This is a genomic window from Streptomyces fructofermentans (assembly GCF_014651055.1).
In the GTDB taxonomy this organism is placed as follows: Bacteria; Actinomycetota; Actinomycetes; order Streptomycetales; family Streptomycetaceae; genus Streptomyces; species Streptomyces fructofermentans.
The window spans coordinates 410,873-437,865 of record NZ_BMWD01000002.1 but is presented as its reverse complement, the minus strand read 5'-3'; the positions used below and the strand labels follow the sequence as shown (position 1 = coordinate 437,865).

Genomic DNA, 26,993 nt, shown 5'->3' with positions numbered 1-26,993 from the left:
CCGAACCGTCCGGCGGAAAGGGGCCATCGGGTCGGACGGGGTCAGCCCGTCGGGGACGGCGGTGTGTCCGACACGGTGTCCTTGTGCAGCGGGACACCGCGCTGCCAGGGCACCCCGGGCGCACCGCGCTTGGCCGCCTGCACCTGCTCGTACACATGGGTCCGCAACTCGGCGAAGCGCGGTGACACCCGGGTGTGCAACTGGTCGCGGCCGGAAGGGAGGTCGACCCGCAGCTCCTCCTGCACGACGGTGGGCGAGGAGGACAGCACCAGGACCCGCTCACCCAGGTAGACGGCCTCGTCGATGTCGTGCGTCACGAACAGGATCGTGATGCCCCGCTGCTGCCACAGGCCGCGCACCAGGTCCTCCAGGTCGGCCCGCGTCTGCGCGTCCACCGCCGCGAACGGCTCGTCCATCAGCAGCACCTCGGGCTCGTACGCGAGCGCCCGGGCGATCGCCACCCGCTGCTGCATACCGCCCGAGAGCTGCCACGGATAGGCGCCCGCCGCGTCGGCCAGCCCCACCGACTCAAGGGCGTCGGCGACGAGTTCGCGGCGCCGCCCCGCGTCGAGCCGCTTCTGCCGCAGCGGCAGTTCGACGTTCTCCCGCACCCGCATCCACGGGAACAGGCTGCGCCCGTACTCCTGGAAGACGACGGCCATCCCGGGCGGCGGCGCCGTCACGGGACGCCCGCCGAGGCGCACCTCCCCGCCGGTCGGCGCGAGCAGACCGCCCACGCACTTCAGCAGGGTCGTCTTGCCGCAGCCCGACGGCCCTACGAGGCACACGAGTTCGCCCGCGTCGACGGAGAAGGTCAGGTCGCGCAGCGCCTCCACGCGGCGTCCCGAGCCCTCGTACACCTTCCGGAGGCCGGACACATCGAGAAGCGCCTGCATGGGCCGCCCTTTCGAGAGGGTCACGACGACCGCCGGGTGGCGTCGCGCAGACCGTGGTACCAACCGAGCACCCGTCGCTCGACCGTGTGGAACAGGACCGACAGCGCGAACCCGAGGAGGCCGAGCAGCAGTATCCCGGTCCACATGTCGGCGATGGCGAAGCCGCGTTGGAACTGCACGATGGTGAAGCCGAGGCCGTTGTCGGCCGCGAACATCTCGCTGATGACCATCAGGATGATGCCGATGGACAGCGCCTGCCGCAGCCCCGCGAAGATCTGCGGACCCGCCGCCGGGAGCACCAGGTGCCGCAGCCGTGCGACCCCGGTGATCCCGTACGAGCGGGCCGTCTCCGACATCACGGCGTCGAGGCTCCGCACCCCCTCGACCGTGTTCAGCAGGATCGGCCAGACGCAGCCCGCGGCGATGACCGCGATCTTCATCGTGTCGCCGATGCCCGCGAACAGCATGATGACCGGCACCAGCACGGGCGGCGGCACCGCCCGCACGAACTCCAGGGCGGGCTCGCACACCGCCCGCACCCGGCGGTGGGAGCCGATCAGCGTCCCCAGCCCCACGCCCGCGGCGGCGGCGCACGCGTAGCCCGCCGACAGCCGCAGCACACTGGGCAGCACGTCCTCGCGCAACCGATCACCCGTCCACACGTCGGGGAACGCGGTCAGGATCGTGCGCAGCGGCGGCCAGTACACGTCCGTGCTGTCGTCCGAGGCGAACCACCACACCGCGAGGAGCACGGACGGCAGCGCGAGCGCGAGGAACAGCCTCAGGGGCCAGTCCTTCACACCGCCCTTCACACCGCCACCTCCCCGCGCACCGACTGGTGCCAGGCGAGGGCCCGGCGCTCCACCGTGCGCGCGCCCACGTTGACGGCCAGCCCGAGCAGCCCGGTGACCACCACCAGGGCGTACATCTCCGGGACCGCCTGCGAGGACTGGGCGACGGCGATTCGGGCGCCCAACCCGGGTGCTCCGATGACGAGTTCGGCGGTGACGGCGAGGATCAGCGCCACCGCGGCGGCCAGCCGGACGCCCGTCATGACGTACGGCAGCGCGGTCGGCCACACCACGTGCCTGATCCGCGCCCAGTTGCCCAGTCCGTACGACCGGGCCGTCTCGTCGGCCACGGGGTCGACGTCCTGGACGCCGTACAGCACCTGGATCAGCACCTGCCAGAAGGACGCGTAGACCACCAGCAGCAGGACCGAGCGCAGTTCCGTGCCGTACAGCAGGACCGCGAGCGGGATCAGGGCCACGGAGGGGATGGGGCGCAGGAACTCGATCGTCGACGCGGTCGCCTCCCGCAGGAGGGGGACCACCGAGATCAGCACACCCACGAGGACGCCCGCGGCGACCGCGACGGCCAGGCCGATCGCCCAGCCGGTGAGGGTGTCCCGCAGAGCGGTCCAGAACGCGTCGTCGGCCAGCTCCGTCGCGAGCGCGTCCGCGACGCGGCTGGCCGGCGGGAAGTACTCGTCCTCGACGAGGCCGAGCCGCGGCACCGCCTCGCACAGCGCGAGGAGGCCCGCGAGCCCGGCCGCGCCGAGAAGCGCGCCCTCACCCCTCACGGAAGGAGCTTGTCCAGGTCGGGGGTCTTCTTGAACAGGCCGTCCTGCTGCCCCAGTTCGGCCAGCCGCTCGATGGAGGCGCGGTCCGGCTCGGCGGGCCAGCGCGGCAGGACCAGCTTCTCCAGCAGCGTGGCGGGGATCTTCGTGTACGTGGTGATGATCTCGCGCACCTCGTCGGGGTGGCTGTCGGCGTACTCCAGGGACTCGGCCGTCGCCTCACGGAACTTCTTCACCAGCTCCGGGTTCTTCCCCGCGTACTCCCGCGACGTGAAGTACATGGCCACGGTGAGGTCGGGGGAGACGTCGTAGAAGTTCGACGCGATGGTGGTGCCGCCCGCGGCCTTGATGGTGGCGAGCGCGGGCTCCACGACACAGGCCGCGTCCACCTGGCCCTTGGCGACGGCGGCCGGCATCAGGTCGAAGGGCATCTCCACGAACTTCAGCCCGGACGGGTCGCCCCCGTCCTTGCGGACCGACTCGTTGACCGAGGTGTCGCAGATGTTGCTCAGCGTGTTGACCGCGACCTTCTTGCCCTCCAGGTCCTTGGCGGACTTCAGGGGGCTGCCCTTGCGCACGGCTATCGCCGCGAAGTCGGCGCCCTCCTTGCCGGTGGAGGCCACTCCGTTGACCACGGCCTCGATCGGCAGGTCCTTGGACTGCGCGACCAGCAGCGACGTCGTGTTGCTGAAGCCGAACTGGAACTGGCCGGAGACGACGCCCGGCACGATCGCCGCCCCGCCCTGCGCGGCGGTCAGCGACAGCTTGATGCCGCGCTCGGCGTAGAAGCCCTTCTTCTGGCCCAGGTAGAGGGGGGCGACGTCGATGATGGGGATGACACCGACCTTCACCGTGGTGGTGCCGCCGGACGCCTTGCCCCCGTCCCCGGACCCGTCGGAGCCGTCCGACGAACCGCAGGACGTGGCGGCGACCAGGAACGTGCCGGCCGCGAGGCCGATGAGCAGACGACGCATGTCTCCCCCTAGTGGGACAGCCCTTCGACGGATGTGCGCAGACCGAACGGAAGTGCTCAGCGGGAACGTAGGGCTGAGGCCCGTTCGGGGTCAATGCCCTTGACACGCAAGGACGTTGACAGTTGCGGAAGTGTGCTCCTAGCGTGCGCAGAGCGCACTCCCGTGCGTCCTCGTGGAGGCGCTGATGGCTGCTGGAGCTCGCGAACCGCACTTCGTCCGGTCCTTCGAGCGCGGACTCGCCGTCATCCGCGCCTTCGACGCCGACCATCCGGAACTGACCCTCAGCGACGTGGCCCGGCACGGCGACCTGACCCGCGCCGCGGCCCGCCGCTTCCTGCTGACCCTCGTCGACCTGGGGTACGTGCAGACGGACGGGCGGATGTTCCGGCTCACCCCCCGGGTCCTGGAACTCGGCTACTCGTACCTGTCCAGTTTCACCCTGCCCGAGTTGGCGGAGCCGCATCTGGAGCAACTCGTCGCGCAGGTGCGGGAGTCGTCGTCGCTGTGCGTCCTGGACGGCGACGACATCGTGTACGTGGCACGGGTGCCCACCCACCGCATCATGACCGCCACGATCACCGTCGGAACCCGCTTCCCCGCCCATGTGACCTCCGTGGGCAGGGTGCTGCTCGCGCAGTTGCCCGACGAGGAGATCGACGCCCGTCTGGCCCGGGCCGAGCTGCGGAGCCTGACGGCCCGCACGCTGGTGTCGGCGGCCGCGCTCCGGGCCGAGCTGCGCCGCGTCCGCCGCCAGGGGTACGCGATCGTCGACCAGGAACTGGAGGAGGGGCTGCGCTCGGTGGCCGTCCCGGTGCGCGACCGGGACGGCGCGGCGGTGGCGGCGGTCAACATCCCGGTGCACGCCAGCCGCAATTCGGTGGAGTCCGTGCGCCGCGACCTGCTGCCGCATCTGCTGGCCACGGTCGCCCGGATCGAGGCGGACCTGAGGGTCACAGGTCCAGCACGAGGCACCGCCCGAGGGACCGGGACACACAGATGAGCATGGTCCCGCCGGCGGCCCGCTCCTCGTCGGTGAGCACCGAGTCCCGGTGGTCCGGGGTGCCGTCGACGACGTCGGTCTCGCACGTTCCGCAGGTGCCCTCGGTGCACGAGAACAGCACCTCGACCCCGGCGGCCCGCACGGTGTCGAGCACGGAGACCCCGGCGGGGACGGTCAGTGTGCGTCCCGAGCGTTCCAGCACCACCTCGAACTCCGCCTGCCCGTTGCGCTCTTGTGCGCCCGGCCGGAAGCGTTCGACGTGCAGTGTGCCCTCCGGCAGTCCGGCGCACCGCTCCTCCATCGCGTCCAACAGGGGACCGGGACCGCAGCAGTAGACGAGGGTGCCCGGTTCCCGGGTGCCGAGGACGCCGTCCAGGTCGAGCGGCCCGGTCTCGTCCTGCGGCGCGATCCGCACCCGGTCCCCGTACGCGCCCAACTCCCCGGTGAAGGCCATGGAGGCGCGGGTGCGACCGCCGTAGAGCAGCGACCAGCGGGCGCCGGCCGTGTCGGCCGCGGCCAGCATCGGCAGGATCGGGGTGATGCCGATGCCGCCTGCGACGAACAGGTAGCGGGGGGCGGGCAGCAGGGCGAAGTGGTTGCGGGGGCCGCGCACCGCGACCCGGTCGCCCACGGCCATGCGCCGGTGCACGTGCTCCGAACCGCCGCGCCCCGCGGGTTCCCTGAGCACGGCCACGCGCCACGCGCCCCGGTCGGCGGGATCGCCGCACAGGGAGTACTGGCGCTCCAGCCCGGGGGCCAGGACGACGTCGATGTGGGCGCCGGGCTCCCAGTGCGGCAGTTCCCCGCCGAGCGGGCGGCGCAGGGTCAGGACGAGGACCCCGTCGGCCTCCGGGTGCAGCGCGTCGACGACGAGTTCGGCCTCGTACGGCGTCATCGCGGCCTCCCCCGGCCGGACCCGGGGGGACCGTCCGCGGGGGAGTGGCCCTCGGGGTGGGCGAACAGCCACTCCCACATCGCGACCGGGTCCGGCGCGGTGTGCTCGGCGCCGCAGTGGCAGGTGCCGCGCAGCACGTCCGTGCCCGGCAGCCAGTCGACGCGGTGGACCCGGCCGGCGGCCGTGGTCACGGCGCCCGCTCCACGGGCTTGTCGCCCTCCTCGACCAGCCGGGCGAGGATGCGGCGGGCCGCCAGGCCGCCGGTGTCGATGTTGATGCTCAGCTCCTGGTAGCCCGCACGCTCGGTGCCGAGCGCGCGTTGCAGCAGGTTGAGCGCGTCGACGTCCTGCATCACGACGGTGTGGTTGAAGTCCCGCAGGATCGTGCTCACTTCGTCGTCGTCCCGCGCGAAGTCCCGGGAGACCGCCCAGAAGTCGTAGACCCGGCCCTCGGCCGACGGTGTGATCGCGTACGTGATCTCCGTGTGGAAGGCGTCCGGGTCGCTGCCGTCCGCCTCGGGCAGCACCCCGACGGGGGCGACGCGGCTGTGCAGCAGGTAGAGGCACGGCGCGTGGTACTCGATGTCCTGCCAGCGGGTGATCCGGCCCTCGATCCCCGTCGAACGGGCGTAGAAAGGAGGGCAGGCGGCGTCGTCCATGTGCCGGCTGACCCGGACGACGCCCGCGTCCTCGTCGACCTCCGTGGTGATCGGCGTCTCGGCGACCTCGGGGGTGCCGATGTACCCGCCGTGCAGGTACGTCTCGTGCGAGAGGTCGAGGAGGTTGTCGACGAGGAGCCCGTAGTCGGCGTCCACGGGCTCCATGCCCCGGACGGTGACCCAGCCGGGGGAGTCGAGGTGCCGGGCCCGCGGGACGGCCGCCGGGTCGGCGAGCGCCGGGTCGCCGATCCACACCCAGACCAGGGAGTCCAGCTCCACCACCGGGTACGAGGCGACGCGTGCCGTGCGGGGTACGCGCTTCTGTCCGGGCACGGACACGCACGCGCCCGTGGTGTCGTACGTGAAGCCGTGGTAGCCGCATACGATCCGGTCGCCGTCGAGCCGGCTCGCGGACAGCGGGAACCGGCGGTGCACACACCGGTCGGACAGCGCGACGGCCGTCCCTTCGTCCTCGGTCCGGTAGAGGACGAGCGGCTCCCCGAGCACGGTCCGTCCGAGCAACTCCCGTCCCACCTCCGGGGCATGGGCGGCGACGTACCACTGGTTCCTGGCGAAGGCGGTCATGTGGGGCATGGCTGCGGCTCCCGTGGTTGGGCGGTGGGGACATCGTCCGGAACGGCGTCACCGGGGCGCAATACCTCTTCCATCTCACGGAAGGGACAGATGCAAAGCCTGTTCAGGGTGGGTGCTCGTCTGGGGGAGCGAGGTCAGGGCTGCGCTGAACCAGCGACCTTGCTGACCGTTTTCCGATGATGGTCGCGTCGAGCTTGGCGCTCCCGCTTTGCGAGACATGGAAGGTCTGATTCTTTTGCATCGATTATTGCGCCGCCAACTGTCTGTATAGGAGCAGCAATTGCATCGCCGCAGATCAACCATGCAGGGCCGGGCCGTGGGAGAAGCAAGGGTCCGGAGCCGGGTCGCATGTGGCTGGGGAGGGGGTCGGGCGCCCCGGGCCGTCGAAGGGGGATGTCGGGCCTGGAGTCTGGTCGTGCGCCCGCTTCCGTGGCCGCGGAGGCGCTGCAGCTCAACAAGGCTGGGGCGGCCATCCTCTAGGCCGCTGGTAGCCGGTGGACGAGACCGGCAGAGCTGCACTGCCAATGGACGGGTGCACCAATACCTATCGTTGCTAGGCCCGATCTCATGACAGCATGATCCTCCGAAAAGGTGGTGGCGAGCTCCAAGGAGAGCAAGTGGATCCGAGTGAACCCCCGTTGATCCAGCGCTTCAGGTCCTGGCTCGAGCCAGCGCCTTCGGCGGAGGACGCCGCTCGGGAGCAGTTCTTCACCAGCGGTCTCGTCGTCCTCGACACGAACATCCTGCTCAGCCTGTACGAGTACACCGAGTCGGCTCGCGAGGACGTGTTCACGGCATTGGAGGCTGTCTCGGATCGGCTCTGGATGCCGCATCAGGTGGGCCTGGAGTTCGTACGCGGTCGGCGGAGCACCTTGGAGTCCCGCAAGGCCGCCCTCACTGGTGCTGCCAAGGAGGTCAACCAGCATCTGACGCAGGCGGTGGCATCGGTCATTGCGGCACGCAATGTCGTGATCAGGCACCTTGCCAAGTACGGAGCAGCGCTCGACGTTGGCGAGGAGCTGGCGCTGCTCATCAGCGATTCATCGGTGAGCGACCTGCTGCAGGAGAACCGCGCCCTGCTCAAGAAGCACCTCGACGGGCTCAAGTTGCAGCACGGGCTGCCGGCGAACGTTGCCGAGGCCAATGACCCCGTCCTCCTCCGCGTGGCTCGCATGTACGGCGACCGCATCGGTACTCAGCCGGCCGACTCCGTACTGCGGGAGCGGATCGAGGAGGCCGTCGGTTTTCGCTTCCCCAATGAGATCCCCCCGGGCTACCGGGACTTCGGCAAGGAAACCCCCGTGAAGGCCGCAGGTGACTTCCTACTCTGGGAGGAAGTGGTCGAGTACGCACAGAGCCTTCCAGCCGGATCCCGCATCCTCTTCGTCTCCAACGATACGAAGGAGGACTGGTACGAGACCAGGAAGGGCGCCGGGGGTGCCCAGCGACCCTGGCCCAGGCTCTTTGACGAAGTGCGCACGAGGGCTGGTGCGGAACTTCGCATCGAGACCCCCTCCCTCTTCTACGCCGGCATCAAGCAGTTCCTTCACACTGATCTGGACGTCACTACGTACGAAGAGATCGAGCGGGTCTCCTCAGCCCTGGATCCTCCGGTCGACGGTGACGAGGAGAGCAGCCTCGTCACCGTGCAGAGCGCGGCCCATCTGGCGCCGCCCCGAGGCCTCGCTACCCAAGCAGCCCGTTCCGTCGGGCTTACCACGATGGGGACGCGGACTGCTTTGGAGTCGGCGGCGCCGTCGTTCCGCATTTTCCAGTGGTGGATCATCGGTGTCACCGCGCAGCTGGGGCGGCGAGAGGTTTCCGCGGCTGAGTTCAAGATCGATATCGCTGCCGCTGTCCGGGGCGATGAGCCCCCGCGCGGCTCGTGGGAACCTGCGACCGTGTTCAGGCCAGGAGACTGGGTCCACCGTGATTCCTGCTGGATCGCGTCCTGGTTCATCCGGCTCCTCAGCGAGCTGCCGAAGTCCGACCATGACGTCCTCCGAAGCCTCGCCGCGCAGCAGGCCGAAGCGAACCGGTCGCCTTCTAAGTAGTCCGGGCTACCGCCGCAGGGCCCCGAAACGGTCCCCGTGCACATCCCAGCTAGCAACCCGCGCCCTGCTGCGGAGCAGTGTGCTGAAGAGGAGCCATGGAGAACGAGGAAGCGTACGCCGCCTGGGGGCGCCACAAGCCCAGTACCAAGTTCGCTGTGGACGAGCTGGCGACTCTGCTTGGAGCCGCTGATGAGTCCGCCGAGGCTGTCTTTAGCGCCTACCTGTTCGCGAAGAAGGACCTGGCCCGCTCGATGCAGGAACTGCTTCGCGCCACCCTGCCGCTGTCCCGTCCTGGCTTCGAGGAGCTGCGTTCGCGCGTCCGTGAGTCACTGCAAGAGCGCTTCGGCGACCGGATCCCCGAGAAGTACTTGGCCGTCCCGTACGACTCCGTTGCCTGCCAGGACCTGTTCGGGCTCCTGCGCGAGAACATGGGCAAGCCGGTGGATACGGCGGTCCTGCGTGCCCTCAACGCGGATGACGTCCACACTGAACGGCGCATCCGCGAACTGCGAGAGCTCGGTCTCCGCATCGATTCGGTGAAGCGCGACGGAGTCGGCTGCTACCTGCTGGCGTCGCTGGATCTCGATCCCGCCCAGATGTCGGCACTCGTTGCCAAGGCGATCAAGAAGGCCTCCCTGACTGAAGCCGAGCAGAAGCAGTTGATCGCTGCCCTCGACGCATGACTTGGCTGCTGCGCGGGCCCTGACCGCGCAGCAGGTGATCTTGGAGTGCTGGCTGCGGAGTTGCCGCCAGGGCGCTGGTGCCGAGAGGTTGAAGCAGTCGGAAGGGTGAACGGCCCGTCCGCATCCCTCCTCTGCAACGCCCAGCTGTGGTCGAAGGCTTGCAGCCTGCGGGCACCCTCGCGCCCGTCCGTCGCCCCGGTCTGAGGCATAGACGCGTAGCTCGGTCGGGTTAGACCGGTCTGCTCTGAAGATCGCGAGGTCAGCGGCCTCTAGGATGACCATGTTGTGAGCCGAGGTCACCCTCGGTACAACGGCCAGCCGTCCGTATGTGGTGGTGACGGCCGCACGGTTCTCTGCGTGGGGAGCTGCTCGTGCGCTTCGAGAGCCGACGGCTGGGCTGGCTAAGAAGCCGTTGTCTTTCCGAGCTTGAGGACTTCATTTCCGCTGGTCAGGCATAGGAGTGGCGGTTCCGTTGCAGTGGTGACCTGTTGTGTCGTCGCTCCGGTGGAGGTCAGGGATGCCGTCGGTCGTGGGACTGCTGGAACAGCGCGAATGCGCCGCTCGCCGTCGTGTGGATGAACTGCGGGAGGAGGCCGATCGGATCCAGGCGGAGCTGGCCGTAGCCGAGCGGGATTGGAACGAGTGGGTCATCGCTTGCTCGCGTGTCGGCGAGGTACTGGCCCCAGGCGAAGGTGACGTCGCCGGTCCTGATGTCGCTGTGGACCTGCCGGATGGCGGTGAACAGCCGGTGGCTGCCGGGGCTTCGGAATCAGCGAAGTCGAAGTCGGTGGTGCCGATGTGGCGTGCGGGGCTGGCTCGGTCAGTGCTGTCGGTGGACTATCAGCGCATTCTGCGAGTCCTTGCCGACCGCGACCGACTTGGTCAAGGTCCGCTTTCCTGCCAGGAGATGGCCGTCTGCTTCGGCCTCGAGGTGGTGCCGGCAAAGGTGGAGGCGTTGCGGTCGAAGGCGAAGCGGATGGTGGCCCGGGGGTGGCTGGTCGAGCCGGTGCCGGGTCGGTTCTCGCTCTCGCAGTGCGTGGCCGGACAAGGCGAGGAATTGTGAACGGCGACCGTCAGACCCGCAGGGTTTCTCCCTGGGGGTCGTAACAGACGAGTCCGTGCTCGCGTGCCAGGGCAGCCGCATATTCGGAGACTTCCTCCGCCCTGCTGTAGGACATGAGCAGATAGACGATCGGGCCCGAGGCCTCTCCCATGACGGGCGGTGACGCCCAGGGGCTGCTGGCGACATCGTCTGGATACCGCTCGACGAGTGCCTCAACGTAGGCCACGATGCGCGACGACAGCTCGGCGATCTCGTCGTCAGAATCGAGGTAGCGCTCGTAAAGCTCGTCGAAGGCAGCGCCGGCGTCGTCGCCGCGCGGCTGCTCTCCGTCCCACACGGCCAGGTCGTAGCTCATGGGCGAATGATCTCAGGTGCCAACCTGGCTTGGGCCAGAAGCCCAGCGGCGGACCGGTTCACCCTCGCGAGGGGCGTGGCCGGGCAAGGCGGCGGGTCACGAGCAGGGTCATCGACCAGTAGATCATCGCCTCGGCGCTGCTGGTGCGGCGCTCGAAGCCGCGCGCCAGGCGGCGGGTGCGCATCAGGTGAGCGAAGAACCGCTCGACGATCCACCGCTTGGGCAGGACCACGAAGCCGCGCATGTTGTCACTGCGTTTGACGACCGCAATGACCAGGGCGAACGCGGTGAGGCAGTGCTCGATCAGGCTGCCGGTGTAGCCGCCGTCGGCCCAGACCAGCTCCAACCGATGGTGCGCGTCGACAACCCGCGCGAGCAGGGTCTGTGCGGCGGCGCGGTCGCCGGTGTCGAGGATAGCCCTCGCCTCGACTCAGCGCTCACCGTCAACGGCGTCCCCCAGGCGCCGGTTTGACCCACACCGGTGGAAGCGCTCTCTGATCCCGCCGGGTTCGCGACCATAAGGGTCAGCTGATCTTGGATCGGTGCTGGGTGAAGAGATCGTGGCGCTGATGGTCGTCCTGACCGACGAAAGCTTTGAACTCGCCGATGCTGTACGCGGCGGCCCCGTTAGCTCGCGTCACCGTGGACACTTCGAAGTCGTGCATGAGGTGGTTGAGGTGCCGCTCCACCGTCGGGTGGTCCATGGCAGTGCCCGCGGCCGCGAGCTTGGCGATGATCTGGTCGACTGAGAGTGCTCGCGTACTGCTGCGCAGCAGCTTGTAAACGGGGTCGGTGACGACATCCGCGGTTTCGACTAGGTCGTGGGGCTCGCCGACCTTGTTCAGCGCGTTCCTGATCGAGTCGCCGAGCGCCTTGGCGACGGGCGGGGGGAACGCGTTGCCGATCTGCCGGTACACGCTGGTCTTCCGGCCGTGGAACCGCCAGCGGAAGTCGTCCTCGTCGGCGTTCACCTCGCTGTCTGGGTCCTGCCAGCCCTGGATGCGGGCCACCATGGCTGTGGTCAGCTTCGGACGGGGGCGGCCCTCGATGACAGGGGGACCCGCTGCAGAGGGCGCCTCGTTGGCCACGCCCATCGCGTCGACGCCCTTTTCCGCCCACGCGCGCTTAGCACGCGTCGGGCCGAGGTCGGCGCCCCCGTGCTTCTTGGATCCGCCGACGATGGTGGGCGCGATACCGGATGCAGCTTCGGCCCATTCATGGGCGCCCGTCCAGCCGTTCTTCGCCATGAGGTCTACCAGGAGCTCACCAATGGACTTGGCCGTCCCCGGCCTGCGCTCCGGCCAAACGAAGTACGGGGCGAACTCCTCCTGGAGCGCAACTAGCACGAAGCGCGGACGCAACTGAGAGACACCGAAGTCGTCCGCCTGGAGGAGCTGCCAGTCTGCGATGTAGCCGTAGTCCTTGAGTCGGTCGAGGACATGCTGGCGGTAGCCAGCGAAGCGGTTGGCGCTGAGTCCGCGCACGTTCTCCAGCAGCAGGGCCTTCGGACGCACCTTGCCGCAGAGCTCGACGGCCCAGGCGAAGAGATCGCGCTCATCGCTCGACCCCAGCTGTTTGCCCGCGATGCTGAAGGGGGGGCAGGGCACTCCGCCGGCGAGGAGGTCAAGGTCCTCGGCATCGAGCACCGGGTTCCAGACAGCCGGGTCCGCGACGTCCCCGACCTTTACGGAGTCGCGTGCCTCGTCCTCGCTGTATCCGAGAAACTCCACAAGATTGCGGCGCAGCGTCTCGGCAGCCTTGTCGTCGAGCTCGATGGCGAGGCGGTGGCGGAAACCTGCCCGCTCCAGGCCGAGGGTTTGGCCGCCCGCGCCCGCGCAGATCTCGACGACCTCAAGCGGCCTCTCAGGCCCGACAGCCGACATAGCGATCTCCCTCCAGGCACGCCAGGCTCTCCAGCGCAGAAGCGGCGGTGCTTCTGCAACCACCCAAATGAACACACAGGTATCCGGCAGCACAGGCTCCGCGCCAGCACCATAGTCGCAGGTGGCGGCCGATGGGCGCTTATCAGCCTCTCTTAACCGGGCAAGACGTGGGGAGTCTACGCGGCGCCAGTGACGGCTTCCAGCGTGATCATCCGGCGAGGAAGGCGTCTCCAGTGCTGGTCAGGAGCCAAGTGCCTTGAGGATTTCCTTCTGGGCCGCTGCGGGGAGGCGGCGGTAGGCGTTCCATGCCCGCTCGAGCGATGTCGAGCCGCGGCGACCCCGCTCGGCCCACCGGACCAGCCGCCGCCGATCTTCTGGGTCCAAGCTTTTGATCTCCGCGAGGGTTCCGTCGGCGCGTGCCGCCTGCCCGCCGCCACCTGCACGGCAGCGCTTGCATTCCGTGACCAGGTGCTCCTCCTCACGTCCCTCGAGGAGAACGGAGACACGACGGGTGACCGAAAGCACTGCCGTCTGGTTCGAGTCATCCAGGTAGGGCTCTGCGCTGCCGATGCCGCACACCGTGCACATGTAGTGGTCGCGGGCGAGTACGGCCTGGATCTGCTTGGCCGTGATCGTCTTCTCGGGTGCAGCTGCCCGGCGGGCGGCCGGGTCCCACACGGCGACCCCGGCCTTCACGAAACGCTGGTCCTCGGCCATGAGCGAGGCGTCCTCGGTGTTCGTGTGGATGACCCACCCGTAGGACCGGAGGTCGCGGAGTCGGCGGTCCGCCTGCGAGACGCCGGGGAACGCGTTGCGGAGCCGCTCCTTGGTGAAGGTGTGGCCCTCACCGATCTCCTGGACGAGCCACAGCGCGCCCCTGATCATGGTTCCGCCCTTGAAGGACGGGTCGTTCCAGGCGGGGAGGGTCACGTCTGCTCCGTTTCTCAGGTCGTCAGACGTGCAAGTCTGGGTGATCACCAGCCCCTTGTCAGTGGCTCCTGCCATTATTCCTGACGAGCGCGTACGGCTGCTTACCCACCTAGGAGAGGCTTGGCTATGGCTGTGAAGTTCGGTGTTCCGCCCGAGGGCGAGCGGATCCGGCCCATGGTCGAGGAGCGGGTGAAGCAGGCTATGGCTGAGAACGGCGCCAAGGTCACGGTGGAGTGGCGCGGTGAGCAGAAGCATCTGAGCGTGATCTCCATGCCGGTGGACCTCCTCTACCTCAACCCCGACACCCACCGCATCCGCGCGCAGCGCACGCTGGACCCCGAGCAGAACCAGGTGCTGGAGGAGGAGCCCTGGAGCGAATCCGCGCAGGACTACCTCGCCCTCCTCCTCAGCCGGAGCCCGGCGAATCCGACCCAGACCGACCCGGACTTCACTGCGCTCCAGGACGAGCTCGACGACTTCGGGCAGAAGGAGCCCGGCATCATCAGCCCCGACGGCATCCTCGTCGACGGGAACACCCGCTGCGCGGCCCTCCGGAAGCTCGGGATCAAGGACATCCGCGTTGGGGTCCTGCCGGCGGACACTTCGCGACGGGACATCAACAACGTCGAGCTTGCCCTCCAGCTGAGGAAGGACAAGCGGCGCGAGTACTCCTACATCAACCGCTTGATCGCGATCGAGGAGGAGCTGGCCAACGGGCGCCGGCCGGAGGACGTGGCACGGGACTTCAACATCAAGACCACCACGCTCCGCCAGGACCGCTGGGTCTACCAGCTCGTGAACGACGCCATCGATCGCAGCAAGGATCCGGCCAGCGGCGTCGGACTGAGGCTGGTCGACTTCGAAGACCACCAGGAGAAGCTGCGCGAGCTGCAGCGCGACTACACCAAGCTCGCGAAGACGGACCCGGATGCAGCCGAGCAGCTGAAGGAGTCCCGGCTCGCGATGGTCGTCCTGAACTACCCGAAGACCTCGGTCCGCCTTGCTGAAGCCGACTTCCACACCCGCTTCCTCGATGAGCGGCTGCCGGACGACCTGCGCCCTGCCGCGCAGGAGTCCGCCGCAGTGTTCATCCCCGGCCTGCCCGGCGTCGCGGTCCCGGACGGCACCGCCGTGGTGAAGGCGACGCGGGCCCTCACCGACAACCTGCTGAAGGCCAAGGCTGCGACCCTCGCGGGCGACAAGCTCACGCCCGCGGAGGTGACACAGGCCGCTGCGAAGATCAAGTCGGCCCGCGGCACGTTCGACGTCGCTGTGAAGTTGGCCGGCCAGAACGCTCAGCTGCAGAAGCGGAAGATCGCGGTGCCCGAGCGCCTGACGGATGCCGCGGACTACGTGAACCAGTGCGCGGCGGAGTTCGCCGAGGCGAAGGCGAAGCGCGCGCTCGATGAGGACTCCTTCGACGACGCGCTGCTCACGCTCCGTGCGAGCCTCGCGCGCCTTGCCAAGCAGGCGGGCCGCACGTTCAGCTCGCCGGGTGACGGCGTCGAGTGGCTGCTCAACGCCACCCGGGAGAGCTGATGGGACTGCCCGCCTCCGCGGCGAGCCTGGAGATCGGCTTCGGAGACAGCGTGGCGAAGGCGCGCTTGCGGGCCGGCGCGGGGCACGAGGCAGATCTGCGCCGTCTCGCCCTGCGCTTCCGCAGCGGTGTGCAGCGCTCTCCCGGGAGCATGGAAGTCGATCTTGACGACCTGCTGACGAACCTCGTGGCACTTGCGGCATGGCCCGCGCAGTCGAGCGTCTCGTGGGATCCGCAGCTGGCCGCGCTTGCGACAGATTCCGCCGCGGACGCCCAAACGGTGTCCGAACGCCTCGACCCGGTATCCGGCGGAGCCGGCGAGGTGCAGGAGGACGAGGTCGACGGGCTGCTCGGACCTGGGTGGACCGCCGGCCTCACCTCCTTCCAGCGCCGGGACATCGCCAAGCTCCTCTCGCTGCGCCACGGGGCCAATTTCTCCGTCCCGGGGGCCGGCAAGACGCGCGTCGGACTTGCTGTGTTCCAGGCACTGCGCACTACCAAGGGTGTCGAGCGTCTGCTGATCGTCGGTCCGAAGTCCTGCTACGAGTCGTGGCAGTACGAGAACACCCAGTGCCTCAGCGAGCCGCTGCGCATGGAGGTGCTGTCCCGGGTCGCCGATCCGGCAGCGGACGTGCGCATCGTGAACTACGAGCGCCTCAGTCAGTCCGTCGAGGAGCTCGGCCAGTGGCTGAGCGCCCGGCCCTCCATGCTCCTCCTCGACGAGGCGCACCGGATGAAGCTCGGCGCCGAGGGGACGTACGGGGCGGCCTGCCTCGCCCTGGGCCCGCGGGCGCGCCACCGGTTGATCCTGACCGGCACCCCGGCTCCCAACGGGGTCAAGGACATCGAGAACCTCTTCGGGTTCGTGTGGCCCGGGTACGGCCGCCAGAAGGTGACGCAGGCCGTAGCCGGCGGCGACCTCGCGAAGGCCAGCCAGGTGCTGCGCCCACTGTTCACCCGCACGACCAAGCACGAACTGGGGCTGCCCCCGGTGACGATGACGCTCCGCACGCTTCCGATGCCACCGCTGCACCAGGAGGTGTACGAAGCCCTCATCGGCCGCTTTTCGGCCCGGGCCGCCGGATCGGAAGGCGACTTCCAGGCACTCGGCAAGATCATCGTCTACATGCTGATGGCGGCGACCAGCCCGGCCCTGCTCGCTGTCGGCACAACCCGCTACGAACCGCTGAACTACCAGGTCCCGCCCCTGGCCGTGCCCGAGGGCAGCCCGCTCTTCGACCTCATGCGGGACCTCCCCAGCTACGAGATGTCCCCAAAGTACCGCGAGGTCCTGGCCATCGTCGCGATGAACGCTGCCCAGGGCCGCAAGACCCTGGTGTGGTCCACGTTCATCCGCAGCCTGAACACCCTGGAGAGGGTCCTCAGGGAGTTCCGGCCGGCCATGGTCCATGGAGGCACGGAAGACCGCGAAGCAGAGATCGAGCGCTTCCGGAAGGACCCGGACTGCATGGTGCTGCTGTCCAACCCGGCCACGCTCGGCGAGGGCATCAGCCTGCACCACGACTGCCACGACGCGGTCTACGTCGACCGCGACTTCGCGGCCGGGCGGTTCCTGCAGAGCCTCGACCGGATCCACCGCCTAGGCCTCGCGCCCGAAGCGGAGACCCGCATCACCGTGCTCGCCTCCGAAGGGAGCCTCGACGAGGTCGTCGAGCAGCGGCTGAGTGACAAACTGCTCTTCATGGGGCGCATTCTCGACGACCCCGCTGTCCAAGAGCTCGCCGACCTCGACGAGGAGCCGGCCGTCGGCGGCGGCCTCGACCAGAGGGACATTCAGGCGCTAATGGGCCACCTCCGTGCCCGTCCCGCCTAGCCCCGTCCTGCGCGCCGCAGCGCGGTGGTTGGAGCGGCTCCCGGCCTCCAGCCCCGCGCGGTGCCGCGCGCTGTTCATCCATCACGCCGACTACAGCGACCTCACCCCCACACAGTACGAAGCGGCCTACACGTGGCTCGGCGAGAACGGCCTGCTCGAGGACCTGGACCGCAGCGCCGCAGTGGGCGAGCTCGTTTTCCGCGCCGCCCTGGCCTCCAGCGGTGCGCCGTGGCTCCAGGACGCCGACGTCCTCGTGCGCGGCCCTGAGGAGCTCCCGGACGACGCCCTGCGGGCCGCAGAGGCACTGCGCCTCTCAGAGGGCGAGGCGTACGAGCAGGTCAGCGCAGTCTGGGGCAAGGTTGATACGGAGGCGCGGGCCCTCATCGGCAGCGTCGGCGAACTGGCCCTCGTTGCCCTCCTCGCCGAAGCGGTTGACGCACGCGTCGAGCACGTAGCCGCGCACTCCGACGGTTTCGGATACGACATCGCCGTACACGCGAGAGGGCGCCCGCTGCACATCGAAGCGAAGAGCACCGTGCGGCGCGGAAGGCTGGCCTTCTACCTGTCCCGGCACGAGTACGAGACCATGCGCCGCGACCCGGCATGGCAGCTCGTGGCCGTACAGCTCACGCAGGGCTACGAAATCGCTGCAGTCGCGTCCGTCGCCGCCGAGTGGATCAGCGCCCAAGTGCCGCAAGACGGAGGCCCTTTCGGGCGCTGGGAGGCATGCCGGCTCGACGTACCTCCGGACGCGGTCGTACCTGGCATCCCGCGGCTGGCCCCCTTACTCAGGGCAGGGACGACCGGGGCAATGCTTCGCGGCGGCGTGGGCGGCGTGGGCGGCTGAAGGCGGGAGCCTTACGCCACTGCTCCCGCCTTGTTTCAACCGCGCTTACGCCCGCTGGACGCCGAGGTCAGCCAGCAGGAACTCCTCGGCGTCGCCGACCCACGCCCGCGACTCCCCCTCCGGGCAGTCGGCCGCGGGCAGGGCATCCGAGAAAGCTTCCTTCAGGGCCAGCCGCCACTGGTCCGCAGTGCCGCGGAGTCGGAAGGGGCCGACGGGCAGTGTGGTGCCGTCCTCGTCGACCGTCAGCGGAGCTGTCTCACCAGCCACCGTGACGTCGCTGTCGAGGCCGCTTGCAGCTGCGTCGAGGGCTGCATCCAGCTCAGCGGTGTCAATCCGGCCGACCCAGTGCTGCGTCCCCGCATGCGCTTCCGCGAGCAGCAAGGTGCGGCTTCCCGCACCGTACCCCGTAAGGACAAGCGATCGGCGGGGCGCCTCGGACGCCGGGCTGCTGGCACCGCCCGCGTCGATGAAGGAAGGGCGGAAGCGCTCGAGGAGGGCGGAGATCTTTCCCGCAAGGAGTGCGCGGCGAGCGACGAGGAACTCCCGGAACCCGTCGGATTCCAAGACCCGAGGGTCGGCCGTCGGGACAGCATGAGCGGCCAGATCGTCGGCCTGCACTTCCTTGATGTACTCGGCGGGGGACCGGTTACCGATCATGTTCTTGGCTGTATGCGGTGAGACGAAGACGATGTTCGCCAACTCGTTGATCTCCGCCGACGAGTACTTGTTGCGGTGGTTCCGCAGCTGCGCAGCTGGGTGCAGGCTGCTGTACTGCAGCTTGTCGGTCCCTTCGGCAACAACGGAGATGGGCCCGCCAGCCCACCAGTCCTCCGCGCCGGAATGAGCGGCTGCCAGGTAGGAGAGCATGATGTACGGGCTCTGGATGTTGCGCCCCGACAGGTCGCGGGCGGTGACACGGAAACCGTTCTCGTCCAGGCGGAGGTTGGCGAGGAGTGCCCGGACAGGCTCGTCGGAGTCGAGGGCGTTGACATCCTGGGTCAGAGCGCTGTCCGTCGCACCGCCGTAGCGGTTGCTTCCGGACGCGGCCAGGAACCAGTAGAGCAGGCCCTTCTCCACCTCAGGATCAACCCGGGCGCCAACAGGCAGCCGACCGTAGAAGACGATCAGCGGGTGCAGTACCGAGACGGACGAGAGGAGCGCAGAGGTCGGAACGAGCAGTTGCTCGGAGAGCAGCGGGACGACACGCTCGAGCCCGCGGCGCACCCGCTCCCAACCCTCCGCAACGGACTCCCGGCTCGCTGTGGTCAGCCTGGAGACGGACGAGGTCCGCTTGCCTGAGATGGACAGGCTGAGCGTGATCGCCTTGATCAGGAAATTGGTGTCCACGGCGCGGTAGCCGTGTTCCGCCCACCGCGCCGACTCCTTCTCAAGTTCTCCGAGGAACCCCGGCGACCGGGCGGAGAGCGTCGCCATCGCAAGGTCCGTCGTCTTCAAAAGGGCGGCCGCCGCTGTTGACTCGGACGAAGATCTGGGTGACCTCCTCGTAGCCGAAGCCGTGGAGGACCTCCATGTGGAAGTCGCGCTGCGAGATCGCCTCAAGTGCTTTGAGGCGGCGCCCGATTTCCGCGTTGTCGATGAACAGCCCCGCCGAGCGGAGCTGCATCTGCAGCGTGAACGAGTCGGCATCAGGGCCGACAACGTCGTAGACCCTGACCCACTTCGGGCTCCGGAGCGTGGCGTTGCTCTGGTTCTGGAACGCCTCCGTCTCGATGTTGAAGACGATCTGCGCTGCAGGATGGTCGTTGAAGACGCGGTACAGAGAGGTGAGCCGCTGCTGCCCGTCGAGCAGGTACAGCGGCATGACGCTGGGAAGGCCCTGCCCGGATCCCGTCGCCGCCGTGCGGGTCTCGGCCCCCTCGTCCGTCTTCCACAGCAGGAGCGTCCCCGCCGGATACCCGAGATACAGCGACTCCACTAGCTTTGCGACCTGCGAGGCCCGCCAGACATAGCCCCGCTGGATCTCCGGGAGCATGATCTCCCCGTCGGCGATCTGGCCGATCAGCGACTTGATGTCGCGGTTCGTGCGTTCGACTGCCATGCGTTGGTGCCCCCACCCCTGCTGCTCCCCACCAGGCCGCGTTCGACCTGGCCCGCGCGATCACAACTGCGCTGGTCAATACGGTAGACGAGCCAGGAGGTGCCCCACGCCCGGCCTGTTGAATCCGCATCCACACAACGCGGGCTCGGCGGGGCTACTCCTCCTGCTACTCGTCTCTAAGTGCCGCCGCGCCTCGGCGAGATCGGACCGCAGCGCAGACGATTGCTGAACTCGCCTCAGCCGCATCGTGCTCCCAGAACCGGAGTACGAGCCACCCCGCTTCCTCCAGCCGCGCATCCGTATCCCTGTCGCGCTGCACGTTCCTACCGATCTTCTCCCGCCAGTAGTCGGGATTCGTCTTCGGCAGCACGAAGTGTTCCGGGCATCCGTGCCAGAAGCAGCCGTCGACGAAGACTGCGACCCGGGTCGGACGGAAGACGAGATCCGCTGTACGGCGCATCTTCGGGAGCGGCTTGGCGGCCACCCGGTAGCGGAGGCCAGCCGCATGCACGAGGGAGCGCAGCGCACGCTCCGGGGATGTGTCCCGGTTGCGGTTCCCCAGCATGCTGCGGCGGTTCGCAGCAGAGGACGCCCAGGACCCGTCCGGTGGAGACCAGCCGTCGGCTGCTGGCTCAGGAGGCAGTTTGTTCATCAGCCCTCAAGTATGGCGGATGCGGCTCGAACCCATGGGCGCTGATCCGAGCAGCACCCATGGGTTCGAGCCTTGTGGAAGGCTGCCGCCATGCTGCGCGAACCGACTGAACTGGAGATCGGCGAGGACGGCCGACTCGAGCTCCCGATGGGAGTGCCCGTCGAGGCCGGCCTGAACCCCAGGGCCCGCATCGTCGCGTACAGCGCCGGCGACGGCCGGATCGTGCTTCGCAGAGCAGACGACGCCATGACCGAGTTGGTGGCCACGGGTTCCTTGACCTGACTCCCAGAATTAGCGGTCGGGGTACGCCTCAGACGCCATGTCATTTGGTGAGTCTGCGGTGACATATGAGGGTCGCGGCGATGGCGTGAAGGCAAGGGAGTGTTCCGGCTTGCGCTCGCCGCGACGGTGGAGACGTCGGCAGCCGGACAGCCAGGAAACGGTCCGCTCCACGACCCAGCGGTGTCGGCCCAGGCGTCGGGACGACTCGACGCCCTTACGGGCGAGACGGTGCCGGATGCCGCGGGCAGCGAGCCCTTGTCGCCATGCAGCTTGCCGGGCCGCCTGCGCCGCGGGCGGCGATGGGAACGGATGGGCGGAATGCCGCGGACCAGCGGGATGAGGGCCTGACCGTCGTGGAGGTTGGCGGCGGAGATGCCGACCGACCGGGGCAGGCCCTGGCGGTCCACGATGAGGTGGATTTTCGAACCCCTCTTGCCGCGGTCGGTCGGACTCGGTCCTGCCAGATTCCCGCTTTGAGGGCCCGGACGCTGACCGAGTCGATCGCGCACCGCGACCAGTCGAGCTCGCCCCGGGCGCCGAGTTCGTCCAGGACCAGGCGGTGAAGCTTGGCCCACACCCTGGCCTCTGTCCACTCGGTGAACCGCCGGAAGGCGGTGACCCCCGACAACCCGAAACCCGGCGGAAGCTGGTTCCAGGTGCAGCCCGAGGTGGCCACGAAGACGATCGCCGCCAGCACCTCGCGGTTTCGCCGACGGTGACCTCCACCCTGAGGGCGCACCGGTGCCGGCGTCACCACCCGCTGGAACAACGTCCACAGCTCCTCCGGCGCCCTCCGCTCGACAAGGGCAACAGTCATCACCCAGGCTGCCCCAAGATCACGCCAAGTGAAATGGCGTCTTAGAGCGGTTTCCTCTGGCTGACTCCGCTCGCCTCGAGAACCCGTACTAGCAGGTCACAGCCTCATCGCCTCGCCTAAGCGCAGGCCAGAAAGTTACGCTAGGTGTACCACTGGTTCCTGGCGAAGGCGGTCATGTGGGGCATGGCTGCGGCTCCCGTGTCTCGTCGTGGTCGCATCGTCGGGGAGCACGCGAGGTGGCCGCAACGGCCCTTCCGCCCAGCGGAAGCGGGTTGCCGAAGTGGCAGCCGGGGGCGGCCTGTTCGCGCGAGGCGGCGGGCCTCGGGCGCGGAGGTGGAGGAGGGCACCCGTCCGGGTCGCCGGCGCGTTCCGGATGCCCGTTTCCGTCGCGCGGTGGGGGCCCGTGCCCGTTCCGCCCGCGCGCCGCCGCCCGAACGGGCAGGAGAGAACACTCACGCGTGCCCGCAAGCGTGGTTCGACGAGGTGATACGCCAATTCGGGTGAGAGGATGGGGACGCTGGCGTCTCGAAGGCGGTGATGTGAGGGACCATGATAAAGATTCTGATCGCCGAGGACATGGTGATGCTGCGTCGAGCACTGGCGGAACTCCTGGAGCTCGAGGCGGATTTCCAAGTGGTGGCCGAAGTCGACCACGGCGATGACATCGTGCCGAAAGCGCTGGCGCTCCAACCGGATGTGGCCGTTCTCGACATAGGGCTTCCCGGTATGGACGGCATCACCGCCGCCGCCGCGCTCGGTGCGGCTCTGCCCGACTGCCGGATTCTGATCCTCACAGGGCTCGGCAATCCCAGCACCCTGCGCCGGGCAATGGCCACCGGAGCCACCGGCTTTCTGCGCAAGGACGCGGACCCGGCCCAACTCGTCGGCGGCATCAGGGCGGTGGTCGCCGGCAGGCGGGCCGTCGATCCGCAACTGGCGGTCGCGGCCCTGGAGGACGTGACGCAGCCGCTGGCCCCGCGCGAGCTGGAGGTGCTGCGGCTCGCGGCGGAGGGCGAGGGCACCGCCGCCATCGCGCGCCGGCTGTTTCTCGCGCCGGGAACCGTGCGGAACTACCTCAGCAGCGCCGTGGTGAAACTGGGTGCCCGCAACCGCATGGACGCCGTGCGGATCGCGCGTGAGGGCCGCTGGATCTGACCGGCCGCCCGACGGCGCGCGGGCCCTTGCGGCCCGCGACCGGGTGGACCCGGGCCCGCTCGGGGGCGCGGACCGGCGGTGTCACCGGCACCCCCGCTCGAAGGGGCCCGGGTGCCCGGCTCAGGCCACGGTCGCCGAGTCGCGCAGGTCCCGGTCGTAGGAGGACACCGCCTCCACGGACGACCGGAGGAGGCGCCGCCCGAAGGCGGGTGCCTTCGCCGGCGGCAGCGGGACGACCGCCGTCAGGGAGAACCAGGTGTCGTCCACGATCTCCGTGCGGAGCCGGCCGTTCACGGCCTCCACGCGTTCGCGCAGATTGGTGAGGCCGCCGCTCGGCCGGGCCCCGCCGAACGGGGAGAACGGCCGGTCCGTGAGCCCGTCGTTGGCCACGGCCAGGGTGACCGCCTCGTGCTCGACGCCGAGCCGCACGACGCAGGTGGTGACCCCGCTGTGCCGCAGCATGTTGGTGACCGCCTCGCGCAGCACGGTGGCGAGGGCCGTCTCGACCTCGGCCGGGAGGGACTCGGCGCCGCCGTGGAACACGGTGTGGATGCCCATGGTCTTCAGGGTGGAGACGACCGTGTCGACCTCGGTGGCCAGGGACATGGCGCGATAGGTCTGCGAGACGGCGCGGACGTCGGCGAACGCCCGCTGCGTGGTGTCCAGGATCTCCGTCAGCTCCTGGTGGACCCGGGCGTGCTTGGACGGCGGGAGCCGGCGTGCCAGTTCGCACTTGAAGGCGATGGTGGTCAGGCTCATGCCCAGGAGGTCGTGCAGGTCCCGGGAGAAGCGCAGCCGCTCGGCCTCCAGTGCCATCCTGGTCAGCTCCGCACGCGTGTGGTGGGCCTCCTGGACGAGCCGGGTCAGTTCGGAGAGTCCGTACACCACCAGGCCGGTCAGCGCGGTCGCGATGGTCCCGTACCAGAGGGAGCCGCGGCCGAGGCCGCTCTCCAGCACCAGCAGGCTGGACGACGCCACGGTCACCGCGAACGCGGGCCATGCCCAGCGGGACGGCAGGACCAGCAGGGCGGAACCGGCGAGGAAGCCGGGAGTGGCGAGCCAGCTCTCCGTGAACGCGAGGAACGGCAGATAGGTCAGGAGTGCCTGGAATCCCAGGGTCCAGTACCGCCGGCGGGCCAGTCCGGGCGACAGGTGCGGGAAGGAGTGCACCAGTTGTACGCAGTAGACGAGGAGCAGGGCCACGATGCCCGCACCGAAGCGGACCGGCGTGAGCCGGGCGTCCAGCAGATAGCTGACGGCGATCCCGAAGAAGGCCACGAGTACCGCGAAGGTGATGGCGGCTGAAGTGCCGATGGCGAGGTGCCGGCGTCTCGCGTCCTCCCGTGCGGCGCGCGCGTCATTGGGCAGAGCAGAACCTCGCATCGCTTCTCCCCCGGATGAACCGAACGAATCAATGAGTCGGGTTGTGCCGCGGTCCACCCTCTCACGGCATTGGGGGAGGATGAGAACACACCATCGATTTTAATGGATCCGGGTGGTGAGGGCAGCGGAACTTCGTGGTGTGGCGGGCCTTTTCCCCTCGTTGTGAACGAAGACGGTTCCTCTCCCGGAATGGTTTACCCGGGCACCGGGATATTTGAGGAAGACATCATTCCGTCATAGGTGCAAAGGCAGCGGATTGAGGTCCGCGAAGTCCGTCGGCCGGTCCAACCGGCCCAACGCCACCGGTATGTCGAACAGCCGGCCCGGTCCGAAGCCCGTCCAATGCGGGCGGAGGCCGGGGATCAGCACCTTGGCCACGGGCAGTTCCACATCGGGGCGGGTCTGGTCGAGTACGAGCACCTCCAGACCGTGTCTGCGCAACAGGCCGACCAGCGCGTCGACCTGGGCGGCGGCGTCGGCGGGGGGCCGCAGCGCCGCCGGCGGACGGGTCGACCTCCGGGCCGCGGGCAGCAGATAGGGCTGGTTGGCCGTGGTCGCGTGCCGGAACCAGTGCAGGGCCTCCGGGTCGGTACCCGTGTAGGCGGTCGTCCCGTCTGCGGTGCCGCCCGTCAACGGCGGGAGCATCTGGTTGAGTTCGGTCAGTGCCCGGCGCAGCGCGACCTTCGGGTCGAAGTGCGCGCCGAAGCCCAGTACGACGTCCTCGGCGGGGCTGCCGATCCGGGCGGAGACGGCGGCGACCACGGGAATGCCGAGATCTGACGTGAGGTCGAGGGCCCACACCGTCCGGCCCAGTTCTCGCAGGACGGCCCGCATCCGGGCGATCCAGGGGTCGCGCTCGTCGAGGACCACGGCGGGCTGCCGGGTGCGGTTGTACCACCACAGGGCCACCGCGTCCCGTTCCACCAGCTCCAGGCAGCCGTGCACGACGGCGTCCTCCAGGCTGGTCCCGGCGGCGGCCCCGTTGGACGTGGCCCGGCAGAACCCGGTCCCGGCGTCCGGGGCGTTGTAGTAGAGCAGGCTCGTCGGTGCGAGCCGCTGCCGGTGCCCGGTCAGCGACCACACGGGCGTCCAGTCGATCGCGGCCCTCTCGTCGAAGGGTTCGGTGACCCGGTGGAAGGGGCCGTGCCCGCGGTTCCACTCCGCGCGGTCCTCGAACTGCCTGCGGTCGAAGAGCTGGACGGTGTCCGGATGCACGGCGAGCGGCGCCAGGTCGCGGTAACTCCCCTTCCTGCGCGGCTCGTCGCCGTGGAAGTGGCCGCTGTACCGCTCCAGGGCCTCGGCCAGGGCGCTCACCCGGGCGTGGACTTCGGTCACGCCCTTGCCCGAACCCGGACTGCGCAGCGGGGTGTTCAGTGGGGGCGGTGGCAGCGCCGGGTCCCAGGGCGGCTGCGCGCCCGCGTGGAAGCAGTTGAGGAACTCCGGCCCGCGCGGGTCCCGGCGGATCTCGGCGACGAGACCGGTGACGGGGTCCACGAGATGGCCGTACCGCTCCAGCATCAGGTCGGGACCGTACGTCCGATGGCCTCCGCCGCCCGTCTCCCGTACGGGCTGGGGGGTGAGGACGACCGGGGCCGACACCCGGTCGCGTACGAGCAGCGGATCGCCGCAGCGGGTGCACTGCGGGCGGCGCCGCACGGGATGGCGGCTGCTCTCCAGCGTGCGGGTGTCCAGCCGCCACAGGCTGCCCTGGTCGGCGTCGCGATGCCCGGCGAGCCACTTCCCGGCTTCCAGCAGGGCCAGTTGGAGGGCCGCGGCACGGCCCGCGGGCAGGTACGAGGGCCGGTGCGCGGCGGGACCGCTGTGCCCGAGCCGGTGCTGGACGTACGCCTCGCCGCGCCGGCGCAGCCGCAGCCGGTCCGCGAGGCAGGTCCAGCAGGGTCCGTCGCCGGGCGAGAAGAAGGGCCCGATCCACAGGTGGGTGCCGCTGGCCCGCACCGGCAGCCAACTGCGCCCCTCGGCGCGGTGCGCCGCGTCCAGGGCGCTCAGCCGCGGATCGAGGTAGTCGTGGCACAGGGCCAGCGTCAGATCGGCCGGCGCGCCCCCGGTGGCGGTCCGCAGGCCGGCGGCCGACACGGCCTCGTGCAGCGGGGCTCCGCCGTCACCCGTGAGGTCGACCGGTGCCAGCAGGGGCTCCCGGCCGCCGTCCGGGCGCACGTCCAGGTCGGCGAGGGCCCAGTAGGCCCGCTCGGGCCCGCCGGCGGCGTCCGGGGGATAGGTGTGCAGCAGGCCCGCGTCGAGGAGCCTGGCCACGAGCCGTTCGGTGCTCTCGGCCGACAGCCGGGGCGAGGCGTCCGCGACGATGCCGGGCAGGTCGCGGCTGCCGTCGAGCAACGGGGCGAGCAGCGCGACCTGTTCACCGCCGAGGGTGGTCACGCGGTCCTCGGTCAGCAGGAAGACGGGCTCCCCCGGTGCCGATTCGACCCGCAGATGCGGTGCGAATCCCAGCAGGGGAAGCCCGTTGCCCGGGGCGGGACGACTCATCGAGACGTACGGCCGCCGTCCGCGGCGGACGGGGCGTCGGGCGAGGAGGTCCAACAGATGCAGATGCGGCTGTCCGGGAACTCCCCCTGGTCGTGGCCGAACTCGGTGATCACGAGATCGTCGGCGGCCCTCGCAATCGCCGCGTCGCCGTCCAGAAGGGGCGAGATCCGTGACATGTGGACTCCTTGTCGCTGTCGAGTGCCTGTTCCATGGGGCGCGCCGGACCCCGGTGGATCCGCGCACCGCCCATCCTTTCGGGCGACAGAGGTCGATACCAGTGCATCCGGCACAGGGTCCATATGAGATATACACATCTTGCGCATACATTCCTCATATGCGTGTTCGGGTCCATGGCACTGGT

General features: G+C 69.3%; 26 protein-coding genes and 1 pseudogene. 9 read left to right on the top strand and 18 right to left on the bottom strand.

Annotation, left to right across the window (positions count from 1 at the left end; genetic code table 11):
• Window positions 1-41 precede the first annotated feature (41 nt).
• The 4 genes from IE265_RS04830 to IE265_RS04815 are packed head-to-tail and all read right to left on the bottom strand — an operon-like array spanning window position 42 to window position 3,449.
• On the bottom strand, window positions 42-896 hold the full coding sequence (locus IE265_RS04830; protein WP_190034048.1) for an ABC transporter ATP-binding protein: 855 nt from the start codon (window positions 894-896) through the stop codon (window positions 42-44).
• 20 nt (window positions 897-916) lie between these two features.
• Complete coding sequence (locus IE265_RS04825; RefSeq protein ID WP_190034105.1) at window positions 917-1,696, bottom strand: ABC transporter permease; 780 nt, start codon at window positions 1,694-1,696, stop codon at window positions 917-919.
• 8 nt (window positions 1,697-1,704) lie between these two features.
• The gene (locus IE265_RS04820; RefSeq protein ID WP_190034047.1) at window positions 1,705-2,478 is read right to left on the bottom strand and encodes an ABC transporter permease; all 774 of its coding nucleotides are present in this window, start codon (window positions 2,476-2,478) and stop codon (window positions 1,705-1,707) included.
• On the bottom strand, window positions 2,475-3,449 hold the full coding sequence (locus IE265_RS04815; RefSeq protein ID WP_190034046.1) for an ABC transporter substrate-binding protein: 975 nt from the start codon (window positions 3,447-3,449) through the stop codon (window positions 2,475-2,477). Before IE265_RS04815 ends, IE265_RS04820 begins: the two co-directional genes overlap by 4 nt.
• Before the next feature lie 184 nt (window positions 3,450-3,633).
• Here IE265_RS04815 and IE265_RS04810 point away from each other — a divergent pair, with 184 nt between their 5' ends.
• Window positions 3,634-4,449 carry an IclR family transcriptional regulator domain-containing protein gene (locus IE265_RS04810; protein ID WP_190034045.1) on the top strand — a complete coding sequence of 272 codons (816 nt, stop codon included), beginning with the start codon at window positions 3,634-3,636 and terminating at the stop codon, window positions 4,447-4,449.
• On the opposite strand, the gene IE265_RS04805 is transcribed toward IE265_RS04810, so the two are convergent.
• The 3 genes from IE265_RS04805 to IE265_RS04795 are packed head-to-tail and all read right to left on the bottom strand — an operon-like array spanning window position 4,400 to window position 6,596.
• Entirely contained in the window at window positions 4,400-5,344 is a 945-nt protein-coding gene (locus IE265_RS04805) for a PDR/VanB family oxidoreductase (protein WP_190034044.1), read from the bottom strand. The two genes, IE265_RS04810 and IE265_RS04805, sit on opposite strands and share 50 nt — an antisense overlap.
• The gene (locus IE265_RS04800) at window positions 5,341-5,535 is read right to left on the bottom strand and encodes a hypothetical protein (protein ID WP_190034043.1); all 195 of its coding nucleotides are present in this window, start codon (window positions 5,533-5,535) and stop codon (window positions 5,341-5,343) included. The genes IE265_RS04805 and IE265_RS04800 overlap by 4 nt, the downstream gene beginning before the upstream one ends.
• Window positions 5,532-6,596: an aromatic ring-hydroxylating dioxygenase subunit alpha gene (locus IE265_RS04795; protein WP_190034042.1), complete on the bottom strand. Its 1,065-nt coding sequence runs from the start codon at window positions 6,594-6,596 to the stop codon at window positions 5,532-5,534. The genes IE265_RS04800 and IE265_RS04795 overlap by 4 nt, the downstream gene beginning before the upstream one ends.
• A gap of 617 nt (window positions 6,597-7,213) precedes the next feature.
• Between IE265_RS04795 and IE265_RS04790 the strand changes: the two genes are divergently transcribed.
• The 3 genes from IE265_RS04790 to IE265_RS04780 all read left to right on the top strand — a co-directional run bounded on the left by IE265_RS04790 (window position 7,214) and on the right by IE265_RS04780 (window position 10,396).
• Window positions 7,214-8,650 (top strand): PIN-like domain-containing protein, encoded by a 1,437-nt coding sequence (locus tag IE265_RS04790; RefSeq protein WP_190034041.1) that lies wholly within the window; start codon window positions 7,214-7,216, stop codon window positions 8,648-8,650.
• A 95-nt stretch (window positions 8,651-8,745) separates the two neighbouring features.
• A complete protein-coding gene (locus IE265_RS04785) occupies window positions 8,746-9,333 on the top strand; it encodes a KpnI family restriction enzyme N-terminal domain-containing protein (RefSeq protein WP_190034040.1) in 588 nt (195 codons plus the stop codon).
• 517 nt (window positions 9,334-9,850) lie between these two features.
• Window positions 9,851-10,396: a hypothetical protein gene (locus IE265_RS04780; RefSeq protein WP_190034039.1), complete on the top strand. Its 546-nt coding sequence runs from the start codon at window positions 9,851-9,853 to the stop codon at window positions 10,394-10,396.
• 10 nt (window positions 10,397-10,406) lie between these two features.
• On the opposite strand, the gene IE265_RS04775 is transcribed toward IE265_RS04780, so the two are convergent.
• From IE265_RS04775 to IE265_RS04760, 4 genes are all read right to left on the bottom strand, one after another.
• Entirely contained in the window at window positions 10,407-10,751 is a 345-nt protein-coding gene (locus IE265_RS04775; RefSeq protein ID WP_190034038.1) for a hypothetical protein, read from the bottom strand.
• A gap of 58 nt (window positions 10,752-10,809) precedes the next feature.
• Complete coding sequence (locus IE265_RS04770; RefSeq protein ID WP_373302902.1) at window positions 10,810-11,166, bottom strand: transposase; 357 nt, start codon at window positions 11,164-11,166, stop codon at window positions 10,810-10,812.
• Window positions 11,167-11,275: 109 nt separating this feature from the next.
• Window positions 11,276-12,634, bottom strand: a complete 1,359-nt coding sequence (gene dcm / locus IE265_RS04765; RefSeq protein ID WP_190034036.1) for a DNA (cytosine-5-)-methyltransferase — start codon at window positions 12,632-12,634, stop codon at window positions 11,276-11,278.
• Window positions 12,635-12,874: 240 nt separating this feature from the next.
• A complete protein-coding gene (locus tag IE265_RS04760) occupies window positions 12,875-13,564 on the bottom strand; it encodes a KpnI family restriction enzyme N-terminal domain-containing protein (RefSeq protein WP_229916030.1) in 690 nt (229 codons plus the stop codon).
• Window positions 13,565-13,690: 126 nt separating this feature from the next.
• On the opposite strand from IE265_RS04760, the gene IE265_RS04755 reads away from it, so the two are divergent.
• From IE265_RS04755 to IE265_RS04745, 3 genes are read left to right on the top strand one after another with little or no spacing between them, the layout of a single operon-like run.
• The gene (locus IE265_RS04755) at window positions 13,691-15,103 is read left to right on the top strand and encodes a ParB/RepB/Spo0J family partition protein (RefSeq protein WP_190034035.1); all 1,413 of its coding nucleotides are present in this window, start codon (window positions 13,691-13,693) and stop codon (window positions 15,101-15,103) included.
• Window positions 15,103-16,935 carry a DEAD/DEAH box helicase gene (locus IE265_RS04750; RefSeq protein ID WP_190034034.1) on the top strand — a complete coding sequence of 611 codons (1,833 nt, stop codon included), beginning with the start codon at window positions 15,103-15,105 and terminating at the stop codon, window positions 16,933-16,935. The genes IE265_RS04755 and IE265_RS04750 overlap by 1 nt, the downstream gene beginning before the upstream one ends.
• Window positions 16,919-17,782, top strand: coding sequence for a protein NO VEIN domain-containing protein (locus tag IE265_RS04745; protein WP_190034033.1), 864 nt, complete (start codon window positions 16,919-16,921; stop codon window positions 17,780-17,782). Before IE265_RS04750 ends, IE265_RS04745 begins: the two co-directional genes overlap by 17 nt.
• Window positions 17,783-17,827: 45 nt before the next feature.
• Here IE265_RS04745 and IE265_RS04740 read toward each other — a convergent pair whose 3' ends face one another.
• The 3 genes from IE265_RS04740 to IE265_RS04730 form a co-directional block, all read right to left on the bottom strand.
• The gene (locus IE265_RS04740; RefSeq protein ID WP_190034032.1) at window positions 17,828-19,216 is read right to left on the bottom strand and encodes a hypothetical protein; all 1,389 of its coding nucleotides are present in this window, start codon (window positions 19,214-19,216) and stop codon (window positions 17,828-17,830) included.
• Window positions 19,170-19,841, bottom strand: coding sequence for a DUF262 domain-containing protein (locus IE265_RS04735; protein ID WP_190034031.1), 672 nt, complete (start codon window positions 19,839-19,841; stop codon window positions 19,170-19,172). The genes IE265_RS04740 and IE265_RS04735 overlap by 47 nt, the downstream gene beginning before the upstream one ends.
• Before the next feature lie 166 nt (window positions 19,842-20,007).
• Window positions 20,008-20,493 (bottom strand): very short patch repair endonuclease, encoded by a 486-nt coding sequence (locus tag IE265_RS04730; protein ID WP_190034030.1) that lies wholly within the window; start codon window positions 20,491-20,493, stop codon window positions 20,008-20,010.
• Window positions 20,494-20,583: 90 nt separating this feature from the next.
• On the opposite strand from IE265_RS04730, the gene IE265_RS04725 reads away from it, so the two are divergent.
• Window positions 20,584-20,775 (top strand): hypothetical protein, encoded by a 192-nt coding sequence (locus IE265_RS04725; protein ID WP_190034029.1) that lies wholly within the window; start codon window positions 20,584-20,586, stop codon window positions 20,773-20,775.
• A 40-nt stretch (window positions 20,776-20,815) separates the two neighbouring features.
• On the opposite strand, the pseudogene IE265_RS04720 reads toward IE265_RS04725, so the two are convergent.
• Window positions 20,816-21,592: pseudogene (locus IE265_RS04720) on the bottom strand (IS5 family transposase).
• Window positions 21,593-22,141: 549 nt separating this feature from the next.
• Here IE265_RS04720 and IE265_RS04715 point away from each other — a divergent pair.
• Window positions 22,142-22,747, top strand: a complete 606-nt coding sequence (locus IE265_RS04715; protein ID WP_190034028.1) for a response regulator transcription factor — start codon at window positions 22,142-22,144, stop codon at window positions 22,745-22,747.
• A 120-nt stretch (window positions 22,748-22,867) separates the two neighbouring features.
• Here the strand turns inward: IE265_RS04715 and IE265_RS04710 are convergent, their stop codons facing one another.
• From IE265_RS04710 to IE265_RS04700, 3 genes are all read right to left on the bottom strand, one after another.
• Window positions 22,868-24,130, bottom strand: a complete 1,263-nt coding sequence (locus tag IE265_RS04710; protein WP_190034027.1) for a sensor histidine kinase — start codon at window positions 24,128-24,130, stop codon at window positions 22,868-22,870.
• Window positions 24,131-24,364: 234 nt separating this feature from the next.
• On the bottom strand, window positions 24,365-26,632 hold the full coding sequence (locus IE265_RS04705; protein ID WP_190034026.1) for a TOMM precursor leader peptide-binding protein: 2,268 nt from the start codon (window positions 26,630-26,632) through the stop codon (window positions 24,365-24,367).
• A complete protein-coding gene (locus IE265_RS04700; protein WP_190034025.1) occupies window positions 26,629-26,808 on the bottom strand; it encodes a hypothetical protein in 180 nt (59 codons plus the stop codon). The genes IE265_RS04705 and IE265_RS04700 overlap by 4 nt, the downstream gene beginning before the upstream one ends.
• Window positions 26,809-26,993: the final 185 nt, after the last annotated feature.